The organism is Nocardia sp. NBC_00565, assembly GCF_036345915.1.
Lineage (GTDB): Bacteria > Actinomycetota > Actinomycetes > Mycobacteriales > Mycobacteriaceae > Nocardia.
In genome coordinates this window covers 5,494,801-5,511,171 of record NZ_CP107785.1, presented here as the reverse complement: position 1 = coordinate 5,511,171, position 16,371 = coordinate 5,494,801, and the positions used below count along the sequence as shown (strand labels likewise).

18 protein-coding genes are annotated in these 16,371 nt (G+C 63.2%); 11 read left to right on the top strand and 7 right to left on the bottom strand.

What is annotated here, in order from left to right; genetic code table 11:
• Positions 1-22: 22 nt before the first annotated feature.
• Genes OG874_RS25790 through OG874_RS25780 form a run of 3 tightly spaced genes read left to right on the top strand, consistent with a single transcriptional unit; the run spans position 23 to position 2,018 of the window.
• Positions 23-481, top strand: coding sequence for a cupin domain-containing protein (locus tag OG874_RS25790; RefSeq protein WP_330249715.1), 459 nt, complete (start codon positions 23-25; stop codon positions 479-481).
• Positions 478-1,650, top strand: a complete 1,173-nt coding sequence (locus OG874_RS25785; RefSeq protein ID WP_330249714.1) for an aminotransferase-like domain-containing protein — start codon at positions 478-480, stop codon at positions 1,648-1,650. The genes OG874_RS25790 and OG874_RS25785 overlap by 4 nt, the downstream gene beginning before the upstream one ends.
• Positions 1,647-2,018 (top strand): hypothetical protein, encoded by a 372-nt coding sequence (locus tag OG874_RS25780; protein WP_330249713.1) that lies wholly within the window; start codon positions 1,647-1,649, stop codon positions 2,016-2,018. Before OG874_RS25785 ends, OG874_RS25780 begins: the two co-directional genes overlap by 4 nt.
• A 159-nt stretch (positions 2,019-2,177) precedes the next feature.
• Here the strand turns inward: OG874_RS25780 and OG874_RS25775 are convergent, their stop codons facing one another.
• From OG874_RS25775 to OG874_RS25745, 7 genes are all read right to left on the bottom strand, one after another.
• Positions 2,178-4,199, bottom strand: coding sequence for a LuxR C-terminal-related transcriptional regulator (locus OG874_RS25775; RefSeq protein WP_330249712.1), 2,022 nt, complete (start codon positions 4,197-4,199; stop codon positions 2,178-2,180).
• 297 nt (positions 4,200-4,496) lie between these two features.
• The gene (locus OG874_RS25770) at positions 4,497-5,408 is read right to left on the bottom strand and encodes a hypothetical protein (protein ID WP_330249711.1); all 912 of its coding nucleotides are present in this window, start codon (positions 5,406-5,408) and stop codon (positions 4,497-4,499) included.
• A gap of 3 nt (positions 5,409-5,411) precedes the next feature.
• Positions 5,412-6,461: a 3-oxoacyl-ACP synthase III family protein gene (locus tag OG874_RS25765; protein WP_330249710.1), complete on the bottom strand. Its 1,050-nt coding sequence runs from the start codon at positions 6,459-6,461 to the stop codon at positions 5,412-5,414.
• A 77-nt stretch (positions 6,462-6,538) separates the two neighbouring features.
• Positions 6,539-7,375, bottom strand: a complete 837-nt coding sequence (locus tag OG874_RS25760) for an SDR family NAD(P)-dependent oxidoreductase (RefSeq protein WP_330249709.1) — start codon at positions 7,373-7,375, stop codon at positions 6,539-6,541.
• Between the two features lie 501 nt (positions 7,376-7,876).
• The gene (locus OG874_RS25755; RefSeq protein WP_330249708.1) at positions 7,877-8,371 is read right to left on the bottom strand and encodes an NUDIX hydrolase; all 495 of its coding nucleotides are present in this window, start codon (positions 8,369-8,371) and stop codon (positions 7,877-7,879) included.
• Positions 8,322-8,909, bottom strand: a complete 588-nt coding sequence (locus OG874_RS25750; RefSeq protein ID WP_330249707.1) for a 2'-5' RNA ligase family protein — start codon at positions 8,907-8,909, stop codon at positions 8,322-8,324. The genes OG874_RS25755 and OG874_RS25750 overlap by 50 nt, the downstream gene beginning before the upstream one ends.
• 118 nt (positions 8,910-9,027) lie before the next feature.
• A complete protein-coding gene (locus OG874_RS25745) occupies positions 9,028-10,383 on the bottom strand; it encodes a helix-turn-helix transcriptional regulator (protein ID WP_330249706.1) in 1,356 nt (451 codons plus the stop codon).
• A 161-nt stretch (positions 10,384-10,544) separates the two neighbouring features.
• Here OG874_RS25745 and OG874_RS25740 point away from each other — a divergent pair, with 161 nt between their 5' ends.
• The 8 genes from OG874_RS25740 (at position 10,545) to OG874_RS25705 (ending at position 16,360) form a co-directional block, all read left to right on the top strand.
• The gene (locus OG874_RS25740; RefSeq protein WP_330249705.1) at positions 10,545-11,705 is read left to right on the top strand and encodes a radical SAM protein; all 1,161 of its coding nucleotides are present in this window, start codon (positions 10,545-10,547) and stop codon (positions 11,703-11,705) included.
• On the top strand, positions 11,702-12,319 hold the full coding sequence (locus OG874_RS25735; RefSeq protein WP_330249704.1) for a 3'-5' exonuclease: 618 nt from the start codon (positions 11,702-11,704) through the stop codon (positions 12,317-12,319). The genes OG874_RS25740 and OG874_RS25735 overlap by 4 nt, the downstream gene beginning before the upstream one ends.
• A complete protein-coding gene (locus OG874_RS25730; protein WP_330249703.1) occupies positions 12,316-12,999 on the top strand; it encodes an AAA family ATPase in 684 nt (227 codons plus the stop codon). The genes OG874_RS25735 and OG874_RS25730 overlap by 4 nt, the downstream gene beginning before the upstream one ends.
• The gene (locus OG874_RS25725) at positions 12,999-13,385 is read left to right on the top strand and encodes a hypothetical protein (RefSeq protein WP_330249702.1); all 387 of its coding nucleotides are present in this window, start codon (positions 12,999-13,001) and stop codon (positions 13,383-13,385) included. Before OG874_RS25730 ends, OG874_RS25725 begins: the two co-directional genes overlap by 1 nt.
• Before the next feature lie 356 nt (positions 13,386-13,741).
• The gene (locus tag OG874_RS25720; RefSeq protein WP_330249701.1) at positions 13,742-14,203 is read left to right on the top strand and encodes a hypothetical protein; all 462 of its coding nucleotides are present in this window, start codon (positions 13,742-13,744) and stop codon (positions 14,201-14,203) included.
• Between the two features lie 192 nt (positions 14,204-14,395).
• The gene (locus tag OG874_RS25715; protein ID WP_330249700.1) at positions 14,396-14,773 is read left to right on the top strand and encodes a hypothetical protein; all 378 of its coding nucleotides are present in this window, start codon (positions 14,396-14,398) and stop codon (positions 14,771-14,773) included.
• 81 nt (positions 14,774-14,854) lie between these two features.
• A complete protein-coding gene (locus OG874_RS25710) occupies positions 14,855-16,147 on the top strand; it encodes an IS630 family transposase (RefSeq protein WP_330249699.1) in 1,293 nt (430 codons plus the stop codon).
• Between the two features lie 69 nt (positions 16,148-16,216).
• A complete protein-coding gene (locus tag OG874_RS25705; protein WP_330249698.1) occupies positions 16,217-16,360 on the top strand; it encodes a hypothetical protein in 144 nt (47 codons plus the stop codon).
• Positions 16,361-16,371 lie beyond the last annotated feature (11 nt).

The following is a 16,371-nucleotide window of genomic DNA, read 5'->3' as shown; positions in this document are numbered from 1 at the left end:
CACAAGTTAGATGGGATTTTCGATGGCAGAAGTGACCAAGTCCGCGCGAGTGGTGGCCGCGGCCGAGATGGCGGAGGTAGTCGGTCCGCAGCAGCAGCACCTGATTCCGTGCGTGACGCGGGAAACCTGTGGGTCCGAAGGGATCTCGGCGGCCATGGTGAACATGGTGCCCGGCAAGGTGGCGCTGGCGCACTATCACGCGCACAGTGAGACCGTCGTGGTGTGCCTGAGCGGGCGCGCGGTGACGCTGATCGGGCCGGATCTGGTGCCTTACGAGCACGGGCCGGGTGAATTCCTGTACATCCCCGAGGGTGTGGTGCATGTGGCGGTGAACCACAGCGCGACCGAGAGCTTGGTGGCATTGGATATCCGCACCGATCCGCAGTTCAGTGCCGATCTGGTGCTGACGCCCGAATACGACGCGCCGGCAGCGGAAGTCGCGGCTCGGCTGTGGCGCGACAACGCCTCGGTAAGAGCATGAGCAGCGCACTCGGCCGGGTCGCGGAGGTGCGCAGCGGGCCGATAGATGATGCCTTCGCGACCCTGGTGCGCCGTCCGGATGTGATTTCGTTCGCGGTCGGCGCGCCGGATCCGGCGCTGTTGCCTGGTGATTTGATCGCTTCGCTGGCGGCTGACGCCATCGCGAAATACGGGAGCGCGGCACTGCAATACGGACTGACCCAGGGCTTCCCGCCGCTACTGGACCAGGCGGGAATCCTGTTGTCCAACCGTGGTATCGGATGTCGGCCGGAGCAACTGCACATCGCCACCGGCGGTTCCGGCGCACTGCACAACGTGTGTATGGCGCTGCTCGCGCCGGGCAGTGTGGTGCTGGTGGAAACCCCGACCTACGGCCCGGCCGTGAAGGTGTTCCGCAGCCACGGCGCGACGGTCGTCGCGGTCGAATCTGATGACCGCGGCATCATGCCCGATGCGCTCGATGTCGCACTGGCGCAGCATGATCCGGCCTTTGTCTACCTGTTGCCGACCTTTCAGAATCCGACCGGGCGCACCATGCCAACGCGACGGCGCGAGCAGATCGCCGAGGTGATCACCCGGCGCGGGGCGCTCGTTGTGGAGGACGACGTCTATGTCGACCTGCGGTACTGGGGTGAGTCGCTGCCCGCGTTCTGGTCCTTCGCGCCCGAGCACACCGTCTACATCACGTCGCTGTCGAAAACGCTCGCCCCGGCGCTGCGCATCGGCATCGCGGTGCTCACCGACAACCTGCGCGAGCCGGTATTCGCGCTCAAGCAGGGCATCGATATGCAGACCTCGGCCTTCAACCAGGCGATTGCCGCCGAATTCCTCGCCAGCCCAGTCGGTTCCGCGCATCTGGAACGCGTCGTCGCAGCCTATGCGGCCAAGCTCGATACGGTGGTCACCGCGCTGGCGAAACACTTTCCGGCCGAATTCACTTGGACAGTGCCCGACGGCGGAATGTTCCTCTGGGTCGATGGCCCAGCCGGATTCGACGCCGATGCGCTGCTGGGTCCGGCGCTGGAGTCGGGTGTCGCGTTTCTACCGGGTTCGGCGTTCTTCACCGATGCCGCGCCGCGCAACGCGATGCGGCTCAGCTTCGCGGGCGCGCCGCTTGGCGAGATCGATCGCGGCATCGCGGTGCTGGCGAGACTGTGTGAGCTGCCGTGACCATCGTCGGTGTCTGGGAGGTGCTGGCCGCGGATGCGCCGTTCGGCTACCACGTCATGACGTTCCACACGGACGGGACGATGCTGCAGTCGAATCCGGACCACGGCAACCGGGTCACCAGCGACAGCAATGGCATGGGCACCTGGCGTGCCGACGGGGCGAAGGTGTCGGGCGCATTCCTGGAATTCACTGTCGCCCGCGATGATTCGCGGCAGGTGGAGAAGGGGATCGTGCGATTCGAGCTCACCGTCGATGGTGACGAGTTCACCGGATCCGCCAGTGCGGAGTTCTACGATCTGGCCGGGCCCCTGCGGCGCGGCCCACTCGTCACAGCGCTGACCGGCCGTCGGTTCGACCCCGCCGGGTAATCGGCGATCAGGTTCGCGTGCTCGTCGAGGTTGGTGGCGGCCTCGGCTTGCCAGGCGCGGTCGGCCTGGGTGGTGTCCACTTGTGTTCGAAGTGGGCGGTCATCTCCGGAGTGACGTCGGCGTCGAGCGATGCCTGTCCGCTCAGAGAATTCGATTCGATTACCCAGTGGCGGATACCGCGGTGTCAGGTGCTCCGGTGCGGCTGGTCGGCAGGACGAAGTACAGCTCGCTGCGGCGGGCAACGCCGAGCTTGCGGTAGACGCGGGTGAGATGTTGTTCGACGGTGCTGGTGGTGATGGCGAGTTTGTCGGCGATCTCGCGGTTGGCCTTGCCGCGGGCCGCCAACTCGGCGACGCGGCGTTCGGCCGGGCTCAGTGTCGCGAGGCCGCCCGGGATCGGGCGCAGCGCGGGCATGGGTTGGGTCGGCTGCGTGGCCGACTGGGGTTTGCCGTCGAGCAGTTCGCTCAGGAGCACCTGCGCACCGCAGGATTCGGCGAGGCGGATCGCGTCGCGGATCAGCGCTCGGGAGCGGTCCAGATCGCCGACCGCTCGGTGCGCCTTACCGAGTTCGCCGAGGACTGTCGCCAATTCGGCGTCGTCGCCGCCGGTGCGGGCGATGGCGGCGGATTCGCGCAGCAATCGGAATCCTTGGTAGCGGTCGCTGGTCGCGGCGAGCAATCGCAACGAGACGCCGCCGGAGCGATGCCGGTCGGGTGCGCCGAGCAGATCCAGATGTCTGGTCGCGAATTCGCGCGCCTGCCGGTGCTCGCCGAGTGCGAGATGGGCGGCGGCGATGTCATTGCGCCACGGCACCAACCAGGGGAAGTCCATATTCCACCGACGCATGAGATAGCCGCAGCGGCGGAATGTGCGCAGCGCCTCGTCGGCGTGGCCGACGGCGAGCTGGTGATGGCCCTGTGCGTGCAGATACGGCAGCCCGAAGCGCGATTCGAAAATCGTTCGGGGCACCGGCCTTTTGAGTTGCGCCGCCGCTTCGGCATGGCGACCGGTCACGGTGAGCGCGCGCACCATCGCGGCGATCGGCGCGCCGACCCAGACGCCGAGATGTTCGGCGGGTACGTAATTCAACGCCAGCGCCGCGTCGGTGGTCGCGTCGCGCATGGCGCCCTTGCGCAGCATGGTCTCCGCACGCAGGCCGGCGAAGACCGACTGCCAGGTTGGCGCCCGGCGCGCGTCGGCCTCGGCGAGCAGTGATTCACACCAGGCCGCCGCGGTGTCGAGACGGTTGCTGTAGATGAGGCACTGCACCGCGGCGACCAGGGTTTCGATGGTGGTCGAGGTCAGCCGGTGGCTGGTGAGCAGACGCTGTGCGAGCGTGGCGATCTCGTCGAGCGGATGGGTGAACAATCCGGAGAGCAGATCGGCGCCGTGGCGATGCGGCGAGTGCTGATCGATGCGTACCCGCGGTGGCCGTGCCGGGGCCGCGAACAGTCGCGGATGGCGTTGCACGTGTGGGGGATAGGAATACCGCAGCCAGGCGCGCAAGAAGTCGATCTCGGGTGTCGCCTCGTCCGGGTTGCCGGAATTCAGTTGGGCGAGTGCGTGATCGGCCTGCGGTACCTGTCCGTGCCACAGCAGGTACATGATGGCGGCGGGCAATTCGCTATGTGGCACCCGGCCCGCCCGCAGCGCCGCCCGCAACCGGGTGAACTGCCGTGAGCGGGTCGAGGGATTGATCCGCCATTCCAGACAGACGAGCTGGATCGCGATGGCGGCCCGTTCGCCCGCGTCCCGGGTGGCGCGATAGGCCAGCTCCAGCCGATCGACCGCCAGATTGATCTGATCGTTGATCGTCGCGTCCTCGGCCGCGCCGAGCAGCACCTCGACGGCCCACGGATAGCCGGCGGCACCGGCGTCGACCAGGTGGTCGGCGACGGTGCACGCCGGAAAACCCCGGTGGTACAGCAGTTCCGCGGCCCGGCCGTGCAGCTTCTGCCGGATCTCCTCGGGGGTGGTGCGCAGGATCCGCTCACCTACCTCCGGATGCTCGAAGCGAGCGCCCGTGGTTTCGGGGAGCTGTCGGATGACGGCCCGCACCGCGGGCTCGTCGGCCTCGAGCAGTTCGGCGACCAGGCTCAGTGTGCTGGCGGTACCGAGCACGGCTATGGCCTGACCGACCCGGGATTTCGCGAAGTCGGCCCAGTGCTCTTGGGTCGACAAGACGGGCTCTTGGGTCGACAAGACGGGCTCTTGGGTCGGCAGGACGGGCTCGCGGTGCGTTGGGACAGGCTGACACATTCTCGGAGCCCTTCGTCGAGGTGGTGTGCCCGACTGAGGGAGAGCGCCATCGAAAACGAGCAGCTCGGGTGCACTGAATATGCGGCATCGTCGCAGCGGGATGGACGCGGCGACGCGCCCGATGATCCAGCCGGTGATGACAGGTTAATTCGCCTGCACGATCCTGTCACGACAACCGTTGATTACTTCGTAATATGAGTCGTTTCAATGCCTTTCGTGTCATTCACCGCTGACGAGGGCGAGCGCGTGCGGGTGGTAGGCCAGACAGGCGGCCGAGGTCTCGTCGGCGGCCAGGAACAGCACCGTGCGGGCGAGTGCCAGCACACCGCTGTCACGCGCGTTCAGATATGCGTGCACGGGAGCCGCGGAGTACGGATTGTCCACCGAGGGATCGACGCCGACGATCGACTCCGGGGTGACGCCGAGCGCCTCGGACAGGCGGGCACGGAAGGCGAGGATCCAGGTGGGAGCGAGCAGGATGGCGCGTCCCTCGGTGAAATCGGCGCCATCGAGCCCCTCGGCGGTGAGGCAGTCGCGCACGGCCGCCGCGGCCAGTTCGACCGGGTCGCCGCCACCGACGCTGGTGCTCATGGCCGTTCGGCCGTTCGCACCCGCCTCACCCATCGCGACCCAGGCGGTCGGGTCGGCGGACTCGGCGGTGTCGGCGGTGTGCAGACTGCCGAATCCGCCCGTGGTGCCCGCGGTTCCGAGCAGGATCGCGGCCGCGCTCGTGCTGTAGGGGAATCCGTCGACGTGGCGCTCGGTCGACGGGTGGGTGTCTCCGGCCACGAGCAGCGCGTACGACACTTCGCCGCTGGCCAGGAAGCATTCGGCGGCCGTGATGGCGTGCAGCAGTCCGGTCGCGCCGTTCATCAGATCGAAGGAGAAGGCGGGCACCCGGCCGGGACGGTACTCGAGGCCGATGCCGACGCGCTTCTGGATGAGCGCCGATACCGCGGGTTCGGCGATGTTCTGATCCCGGAACACCCCGGCGTTGATCAGCATGCCGACCTGGTCGGCAGTGACGCCGGCCTGCTCCAGACAGGTGGTCACCGCGCGCGTGGCGAGTTCGAAATAGCTACCGGTATCGAGATCGGCGTTGGCCGCGGCCGCGAGGATGGTGGTCGGCATGGTTCAGGCCTCCAGACGGGAGATGGTCGCGGCGAGATGTCCGGAGACGATTCCGGAGGCCTCCGGAATCATCAGCACCTTGGACCCCTTGGGGATCTTCTGCTGTGCCAGATGCTCGTGCAGGACCACGAAATGCGAGGTAGACGCGGTATTTCCGAAGTCGTGCAGGACATTGAGGGCCTGCGGCATCGGGGTGCCGAAATGCTGTTCAGTGAGGTGGGAGATGTATTCGATGGCGGGTGCGCTGAATTGGTGGTGGATCCAGTAGTCGAACTTCTCGCCCTCCCAGTTGCGCCCGGTTTCCTCGAGGAAGGTGGCCATGCGATTGATGGCCTGCAGGTAGCGATCCTCGTTCTGCATCGCGCGGTTATCGGTGTAGAGCGCGATCCCGGAGGATTGGTCGCTGGGCATGCCGATGCAGTGTTCCGCGCCGCCGGCGGAGGTCATGAGCTCGACATAGTGGATCTCGTCGTCATCGTCGCCGCGATCGTCGAGCACCACCGCGACCGCCGCGTCGCCGACCGTCAGCGCCGCGAACTGCGGATCGTAGGGCTTGCTGATCTCGCGGGCCGCGGTCTCGGCGATCGGGGTGATCTGTTCGCCGCTGACCACCAGACCGTTGCGCACCACACCGGCCTTGATCATGCGATCGAGCACCAGCACGCCGGTCATCATGCCCGCGCAGGCATTCGAGACATCGAAATGGCGAGCGTTCGCGGTGCCGATCTCCTTACCCAGCATTATCGCGAATGATGGTGCGTAGCAGAAGATTTCCTTGCCGCGGGTACGGGTGATGGAGGCGGAGATGACGATGTCGAGTTCGTCGGCGGCGTAATCGGAATGCGCCAGGCAGTCTTCGATGGCGCGCAGGGCCAGATCGAAGGACGATTCGTAGCCCTCGTCGCTGGAGTCGTAGACCCGCCGATTCTTGATGCCGGTAATCCGTTCCAGGTCAAGGGATCTAGGTACCGCAAGACCGGCGATGATCTCCTCGGTGGAACGGACGGTGGATGGTGTGTAGGAGCCGATGGACTCGAATCGGGTGCGCAGCATTACCCCTGCTTTCTGTGTCGCATGAATACCCTGTGTTGCCAGGAGTGTCGACGGCGCTGTCGTGAATTGCGTGGTCGCTACTCGAGCAGCCCGACCAGTGCCGCGCTCACCGCGCACAGGTGTTGTCCGAGTGCGTCGTCGCGGGCCAGTCGGGACGGTGTTCGCGCACGGGTCTTGCGGAAGTAGGTTCCGGTCACCTCGGCGACGCTCGGGTCCGTCGCGAGGAAGGTGAGCGCGGCGGCGCCCTCGGCCGCGGAGATGAAGAACAGGCGCTTGGACAGGCCGACCAGCGGTTGCGCAAACCACGGCAGCGAATCCCAGACGCCGGTCGAGACCGCGCCGGGATGGAACGCGTTGACCGTCACCCCGGTGCCCGCCAGTCGGTCCGCGAGCGCACGTGCGTAGAGGACATTGGCCAGTTTGGACCGGCTGTAGGCCTTCTCTCCCGAATAGCCTTGGTGGAAGCCGAGATCGGCGAGATCGAGCGTCGCGCCGTAGTGCATCACCGAGGAGGTGAACAGGATGCGCGCGGGTGCGCTCTGGATCAGCAGATCGGTGAGCAGTTCGGTCAGCAGATAGCCGCCGAGATGGTTGACCGCGAAGGTCGTCTCGATGCCGTCTTCGGTCTCGTTGCGCGTCGGCTGATAGCCGCCCGCGTTATTGGCCAGCACATCGATCCGGTCGTAATCGGCCTGCACAGCCTTGGCGAGCTGACGCACCGATGATTGCGACGCGAAATCGCACTCCAGCGTGTCGACGGCCCCAGCGCCCGCAGCGCGCACCAATTCCGCGCTATCGGCGAGCTTGTGCGGATTCCGGCCGACCAGCACCAGCCGATCACCCCCCGCGGCGAGCTGCTGGGCAGCGGCGAGACCGATGCCCGAGGTGGCCCCCGTAATCAGGATCGTCTTCATGCCCGACCACCCTGCCACCGGTTTCGCGGCCGAATTCCGGTGTGGAGCGGCTGTTAACGGTTTGCTCGATGTGTGCTTCAGGTGGTGCAGCCGGAGGTGGCCGATCGATTGTGCAGATCAGCACGTGCGTACCGAATTCGGGCACACGATGCTGCGGGGGAGTTGTAGCCGTCGTGCATGACCGCCGATAGGGGGCGATAGGGGGTGGTCTTTCCATTCGAGCCGAACACTATTCCTGAGCAAGGAGTGCGAGAACTCCAACACCTACTACGTCAACTATCACAGCGAAGCAGTAGCCACCCGCCCGAGCGCTCACCTCGAAAAGTGGTGGGCAACAAACATTTCCCCCTCAACGACTCCTGCTACCGCCACCTCCATTGCCCCGGTTCGGACGGGCACGCCAACCTGAACCGTGCTCGTGTCGAGGTCTGACCGTGATCGAGCTACAGAAGCCGATTCGAATCGCCGTGGGCTCGGCTGGGCTGGGCTTCGTGCACGGCGTCAGAACCGCAACCGGCCATGTTCGAGATATAAGGTCACGCCGGATATGTAAGCGTGGTATGCCTGGGTGAGGCGATATTCGAGCCGGGGAATCACGAATTCTCCCAAGTCGCCGACCGCGACCCATTCGGTTCCGTCTATTTCGACCCCATCGAGTCGAATCCTGTGCTCGTCCTCAGCGAGTTCACCACAGTCGAACACGTAGAGTATCTTGTCCCCTTCCCCGTTATTCGGTGCCCAATCGTGAACCAGGAGACGCCGGGTTTCCCTGTTCAATCCCAGTTCCTCTTGTACTTCACGTTCGCACGCGGAGGCCGGAGATTCGCCCCGATCCACATAGCCGCCAGGAATATCCCATCGGTTACCGTAGGTCTTTCGCACCAACAACACGCTCTCGTCCTGGACGAAGAGCGCACCGGCAGCGAGACGCGGAGTTGCAAATCGATCAGCTGGATTCTGGACCAATGTCGTTACTGCCCTCTTCGTCGGACGCATCGGCGGATGTACGAGCTATTCCGACGAGCGGAATCCGCGAAATAACCTTCCACGAATACGAGTTCTGCCGCCGTTCGAGCAAGACTATCACCGCTTCTGTAACCCTCACGTTTACCGCGCGGATAGTTGCGTTCAACTCGGCAACCGCCGCATCCGCCTCGGTCACGGCGATTCCATCGGAGTTGGAGTAGGAGATGGTGATATGCGGATTTGATTCGGACGTTTGTATTTGAGCATCAGGTTCCACAGATAATGTCGCCGAGCGAAGTGCGCCACGCAGATCGCGCACCAGCTGGTCTGACGAAATATTCAATGCGATGGCGCTCCGAAAGCAACTCAGGTGGTCAACGGTAATATCGAATCGCGCTATGTTTCGGCAGGCATGTCTTGCGGCCGCTTCGATGGAGTCGAGTCGGTCCTGAGTAATTTTCTCGTTGTAAGCAATTCGATCGAGTGTGAGATGTAAACTTTCCAGCGGTGTCAGGTCGTAGTATGGAAAGTCGATTGAAGTCTGACATTTCTCCACGAGCGAGTGCAACTGCGGTGAGTCTTCGAATGTTAGGAACCAGTAGTACCCTCGTGGGCCGAGCGGACGTGTCCAGTGATTCCGTAGAAATATTTGTGCGTCCGGGAGGCACCCGTACGATGTCGACCTGTCAAGACTGCCCATCAGTACCCCTCAGACTCGCAAGCGCGTCGCGAACGACGCCTAGTTGTGGTGAACTTCCCCATCGGGCAGCAAGATCCTGGGCGAACTCCGCGGCTCGACGTCGAACCGGGATCATCGGATTGCCGCTCGAGATGTCGAGTGCATCGACCATGAGTGCTGTGGCGTGCTCCAGATCGGCTTGTTCTGAGAGAATCTGCGAGCGCGCCATATCGATTATCACGAGGGACCGCCCCCATGGAGAATCAGATGCACTCATCTCGGGAAGCGCGCGATTTACGTATTCCTCGACTCTGTCCGGCATTGCAAGCGACAAATATGCAGTCGCCGCGTTTCCTGCCACCTGTGCTGCACTGTAACATCCAAGCGAAATGCTGGAGGGAGCTCCGTTCGGTGCGTTATTTTGCTCCATGAGTGCATAGGATTCGTCCACGGCGCGCCGGACTCCATTGGTATCCCCGAGCTTTCCGAGTGCTCTTGCTGCGCCATTTATTGTGAGGCGTACGCTTTGTGGTCCGGATTTCGCGTAGTTGAGTCCATCTTGTGCGTAGCGGAGGGCTTCATCATATCGTCCGGCATAGTACTCGCAAAAGCTTTGTAGACCACGCGCCCACGCCTGGAGATTCATGTCATCCACGAAATCTCCGAGCTGAAATGCCTCGAGACAGTAGGCGCGGGACAATGGGAAATTTCCGAGACTAGCTGTAATGAATCCGAGCAAACCCGAAGTTTGTCCTGCTATTTCGAACAACTGCTGACGTTGTTGCGGACGACTGCACTCGTCTAGAAGTTCGTCTATCCATGCGCGCTGCTTTACGAGTCCGCCAACGAGGCTGGAACTGTCGATTGTCTCGTATTGCTCTATGGTGAGGCGCGTACTGTCTGCCAGATGCTCGATAATATCGGGATCGATCGACCTATTCAATTTATGGATACGGCCCAATACATTGATCAGTTCGTCAGTTGTCCCCTGGCTGTGATGCGTCGGTGAGCAATCCTCTTTCGGTGCGGTGTCTTTGGTAGTGGCTGTGATCGTTCCGCGCAGCGGGTGATCCGGATTCACCACAGTGCGTGTGCTCTGCTGATCTGTCTTTGCACGGGCACGAAGAGCGGTCAGTGCGCCGTTTGCTCCGAGTGCGGCGTCGATGGCGGATACAAGCTCCTGCGAGGGGAGGTTGGCGTCTTCCCACTCGGCCATCGAGACGTACTGTCGTGAGTAGCCGATCTTGGTGGCCAGTATGCGCTGGCTCAGCCCGGATTCGAGCCTGAGCCGTTTGATTTCCCGCGCCAACCGATCGGCGACAGTCGCTGGTTGCCGTTCAGGTTCGATGACTGGGCCGTTCATCGGCGAAACCCCCTGCACATGTGCTCATTCTTACCTATCGCACAGGTGTGGCAAGCGGTCTTTCCCGCGACTTGCCACCTTCCGGGTCCGCGGGCTGCGGCGGTTACCTCGAAGTGGGCAAAACGCGAGACCTGCCCCCGAACCGAGGGGAGACCGAGGCAATGTCAACGACTGGCCTACAAGGTGTTCAACTGTTGGATGCGGCGCAACGTGGGAAGTTGCGGCCGGAACTGCTGGATGTGATCGAGTACCGAAAGTCCGGGCTGAGCTTGAACTGGATCGTCGGGTGCCCGCTGGATTGCGGGTACTGCGTGCGGCACTTGTTCGACAACTTCGAGATGAAGGTGCCGCGGGCGCTGATGAGCGATGTGGAAGCAGCTGAGTTGCTGACCGGGCATCGTTACTTCCGCCCGCATGTCACACCGATTCAGCTCCTCAACCGAGCTACCGACCCGATGTTGCCGAAGGTCAAGCCGCACACCTTCCAGATGCTGAAGCTGCTCGATGAGCGTGGCCTGACCAACCATGTCCTGGTGATCACTCGGTGGCGGGTCGAGCCTGACGACTGCGCGGTACTGAACTCGATCACAAATCTGAAAGTCACTCTACTGGTGACGCATTCAGGGATTGACGACCCGCGCATCGAACCGGTCGACTCCACCATCGCGGCCCGCTCGCTCGAGACCGCGTTCGAGCACGCGGGCCGGTATCGCGTGGTGCTGTATTGGCGGCCAATAGTGCCGGGCCTCAACGACTCGATGACCCACTTGCGGCGGGGGCTCGAGCTGAGCCAACATTCCCATGCGACGGTGTTCACCGGTCTGTTCTTCAAGGATCAGATCCGCGACTACTACCGCGCTAACGGCTTGCCGGAACCATACGCGCAGGGCGTTAGGCGCAAAGTATTCCCCGAAGCGCTGGAGCGGCGAATCCTCGACGCTGCCAAGATGAATCGGTCGGGTTCGCCATTGTTTCGTAAGACCAGCTGTGCTGTTGCCTACGCCCACACAGTCGCGGACTACAACGGCCACTACGGCATCCGCGAACTATGCGATATCTGTCCATCGGCTCAGCTCGGGCGGTGCGAGCAGGCGTGGCGGCGGCCCGACGAACGGCATGTCGCCGATCTCACCGACGAGCTGGGCGGCAGGCTGATTGAGGTCAACGACCGTGCTGTCATCGTGGCCGGTCTGGACGAGCAACGCCGCTACTACATGCAGCATGGCCACGGTTACCAGGTCCATGACATCGACAAACCGCACCAACCCCAGCGCCACGGCCGTGCCGATCTCGGCTGGCCCACTACCAGGGAGACACGATGACGCCGCCGCCTTTCCCGAATGCCCTGCGCGACCAACAGTTGGTCGTCGTCGATGTGGAGGGCAACGGACAAAATCCTCCGGAAATCATCGAGATTGCGGCGCTGCCGGTCGATGGGCCGATTTCTGCCGAGGCATTGCGGTCGTGGCTGATCAAGCCGCATCAGCCGGTAACGCCGATCGTGACGCGCAAGGTGCACGGCATCACCAATGTCGATCTTGCGGACTGCCCGCAGTGGCACGAAGTCGCTGAAGAAATCGATTCGGTGTTGTTCGGGCGCGTGCTGATTGCCCACAACGCCGTCGTCGAACGACGGGTTCTCGCGGTCCACCTTCCCGACTGGAATCCGCCGCTCATCTTGGACACATTGCGGCTCGCGAAGTCGGTATGGCAGGGCTTGGAGTCGTATTCGCTGGACAAGCTCATCGAGCGGGGACAGTTGGATATCGCCGCGGCCGGACAGTGTTACCACCGCGCCAGGTACGACACATGGGCCGCTTGGCAATTGTTGTGCGCGCTGATCGAGGACGGTGGTTTGGACTGGTCAGGCGTGGTTGCGGCGGCGGCCCTGTCCGAGTTCCGTCCGAGCCCGGAACCGGGAGGTGGGTTGTGGTGAGCATTATCGAGCGGCCGGTCACCATCGCGGTAGTCGGCACCCATTCCACCGGCAAGAGTACGTTCCTCGCGCGGCTGGCCCACGAACTGCGCAGGTCCGGCCTCGAAGTCGCCACGGTGGCCGACCTCGGCGAACAGGCACAACGGATGGGTCTGCCTATCCTGTGGAACCACACATGGGTATCCACGCTGTGGATCATCACGCGCGGAATCAGCAACGAACTCGAAGCATGGCTGCACGCCGATGTCGTCTTGGTAGACCGCGCCGTACCCGATGCTCTCGGCTACTACCGCGCGGCCGTGGAGTATCGGGGCGAGACGGCCGACCCCGATGGATCGGCGTATCTGGAGACGCTGGCCCGTTCCCACAGTGACTGCTACAACCTGATCTTCCGGACTCAACTCGACCCGCACATCCCACTGGGAACCAACAAGGTCAGAGACGGCAACCACCAGTTCCGAACTCTCGCAGACCATCACGTCGAGGCGGTCTTGCGTGAACTGGCGCTGCCGTGGCTACCACTGGCTGCCGACGGGCATGACACGGCACTTGCGCTGGCCCTCGACTTCGTCACCGAAAAACTAGGCGACGCAACGTCCGATCAGGCGTTGACGACCAGCGATCGGACCGGACGTCAACGCTTCGAACCAGCCACTACATCGACCGAAGGTTCGCAGTGATGACGAATGTGCAAGTAGCAGAACCGGATACGGCATTGTCTACCGGTGGCAGCGACGGTCTGCCGAAATCTGTCGGTTTCGTACGTGGTGATGTGTCGGGGCCGCACGCGCCGCGCCATGCGGTCGCGGTCGTCCGGCATGCCCGCGCGCTGGGGTACCAGCACGTGTACACAGTGCGGCCCCCGCATGACCTTCCCGACCCCATCGGGTATGCCCTCGGTATAGCGGCCGGGCTCGATGTGGTGGCAATCGTCGTCTACGACCTGGCCCATGTCGACAACCAACCGGCACGGATATGTGAGGACTTCGACCTCGAAACTGTATGCCCCGCAACCACGTGGACGCGTGCCACGAAGCTGACCCCCGCCGAACCGGGGGCGGCGTGATGCGCGAGAACATGATCGTGACACCGCCGGAGGTGTGCGGGTGCGCCGATGTCGAATTGGCGCACGAGCAGATGCGCAGGCACCGTGACTGCCGGGTGAATCGCTGTGTGTGGAAATCGGCGGCATATCACACGTTGGTAGATGCTGGCCGACTCGCGCCGCAAACTTCCAGCCCTCGCGAACGCGCTGCGGCGAGAGGTATCGATTACCCTGCGCCATCACAGATCGGCGCACCACCGTCCGGCGGACCGACGCTCGGGACGTTACGTGAAGTGCTGGACAAGCTCGCGGAGTTGGCGTCATCGGTGCACGGCTCAGATGACGCGCTGAGAAGCTAGAGATTCGGGGCGGCGGGGATGGATGAGTATCGCACCGAGGTGGATGGCTGGCTGGCCGAGTGGCGGATTGACCACCACCGTATTCGAATAATGCTGGTATGCAACGGGTCTGACTCGAAGCCTTTGGCTTCTTTCACTCCCGCTTCTGCTCCGGACCTGGCGCAGATGCGCGAGCTGTTCCCCAACCTTTCGGGGCTATGGGATGCGATTCGACATGAGTATTGGGCGGAGGTTTTTCCGCCCCCGAGACCTTCACGAGGGCGGATTCGTTCAGTGAACGACAGACGGCTACGGCCGGTGCCGATCGACCCGATGTCGGCGCGAATTCAGGCACTCACCGTGCGGGCCAGGCGGGCGGGATACCGGCTGGTGCGTAGCTCCACATCACCGTATGACTGGACGCTGCTCGATGGTGAAGACTGCGCGCCAAGCTATTCGGCCGTGGAACTTGAAAAGATTGAGCAATGGCTCAACGAATGACTTACATTAGCGACAGTCCACCGTGGGCCTGGCACATCGGCTAATTGTCGAGGCTAGTGCAGGCCGCGATGATCGCGTCGTAGATGCGGTCCAGGTCGGCGTCGGTGGTTCGCTAGTTGCTGAAGCATGTTCGCCACCTCGACAATCAAATCTCAGCTCTACCGTCACCGACCACTACCATGAGGAGAACCAGTGCCCGACGACGCTGACCGCGGCCGGATCTTTCGCCGCGCCTGGATCGACGGTGTCCGCAAGTACTACCCCGAAGAGCCGAAACCCGGCTATGTCGCCGAGTGGGAGGACATGCCAGCGTGGGAGCAAGGCGCCGCGATCGCGGTGTATGACCAAGTGGCACAGTTCATCTCGATCACCAACGGAAACGCCAGCAAACTAAGCCCCGAGCAGAAGGGGCGATGGGTAGCCCTGTGCTGGATCGGACAGATCCACAAGCACATCCCCGACCCCAAGCCGTCCTATGTGGCCGACTGGGAACAGCTCCCGGACTGGCAGAAAAAAGTCGATTCCGGCATCTTCTCGGCCATCGAAGCATCCCTGTCAGGTGTGAGCTAGTGTGTCGCGTCTGAAATGCATTCCCTAAGTTGTTAGCCTGTTTCTGTGTCGCATCGTGGGCCTTCTGCTGTTGAGATCGTTGTGTCCGACGCTGAGCGTGTGGAGCTGGCGCGCATGGCGCAATCGCCGGATCGGCGTGAGGCGCAACGAGCTCGGATCGTGCTGGCCTGTGCTGAGGGTATGTCGAATGCGGGTGCCGCGCGGCTTGTCGGTGTCTCGGTGGGGTCGGCGGCGAGGTGGCGCGGGCAGTTCGCTGCCGAGGGTCTGGAAGGACTGGGCGATCGTGATCGCGGTGGGCGGCCGGTGGCCGAGATCGTGTTGACCGGCGATGAGCGTGAGACGTTGCAGCGGTGGGCGCGTCGAGCGAAGTCGTCGCAGGCGCTCGCGCAACGCTGCCGGATCGTATTAGGTTGTGCGGCAGGAAATTCCAATCAGGATGTGGCAGCTGAGTTGGGTATCACAACCCAGACTGTGGGTAAGTGGCGGAGGCGTTTCGCGCAGAAACGTCTCGAGGGGCTGTCCGACGAGCCGCGTCCTGGACGGCCCCCGTCGATCCTGCTGGACAAGGTCGAAGAAGTGGTCACGATGACCCTGGAACAGAAGCCGACAGGCGCGACGCATTGGTCGCGGACCTCGATGGCCAAACGAAGTGGCTTGTCGCCGTCGACGATTGGACGAATCTGGAGCAAGTTCGAGCTGAAACCGCATGTGGCCGACGGGTTCGAACTCTCGACCGATCCGTTGTTCGTGGACAAGGTCGTCGATGTGGTCGGGCTGTATCACAATCCGCCGGAAAAGGCGGTCGTGCTGTGTGTGGACGAGAAGTCGGGGATCCAGGCACTGGACCGCTCGCAACCGGTGCTGCCGATGATGCCCGGTATGCCCGAGCGATACTCCCACGACTACGTCCGACACGGCGTGACCAGCCTGTTCGCGGCGTTCGACATCGCCGACGGAGCCGTGATCTCCAAGCTGTACTCCCGCCGCCGCGCGGCCGAGTTCAAGAAATTCCTCATCGCGATCAACAAGGCCGTGCCCGAGGAACTCGACGTGCACCTGGTCTGCGACAACTTGTCCACCCACAAGACACCGACGATCAACGCCTGGCTGGCCAAACATCCACGCTTCCATATGCATTTCACCCCGACCGGCTCGTCCTGGCTCAACCAGGTCGAACGCTGGTTCGGATTCCTCACCGACCAACTCCTGCGCCGCGGCGTCCACAAAAGCGTTGCGGCACTGGACAAAGACATCACAGCCTGGATCGAGCAATGGAACGCCGACCCGAAACCATTCGTCTGGCGCAAAACCGCGGAGGAGATCCTCGAATCACTCGCTAAATATCTTCAACGAATTTCAGACGCGACACACTAGTGCCTCGTCCAAGATGGTTGATGAGGTAATCGTCGGGTGGCGGGGTTGAACCCGCGCCGGTGACCGGTGATGCTGCCGGTGGAGGTGGTGCCGGTGGCTCGCAAGCCGGATGCGTTCGTCAGAGCGGTGCCCCCGGAGGAGGGCCGCAAGCTGGTCCAGATCGCGCGGCGCAAGAAGCAGCCGGTACGGATGAGGCGCGCGCAGTGGTGGTGATGATGGCCTCG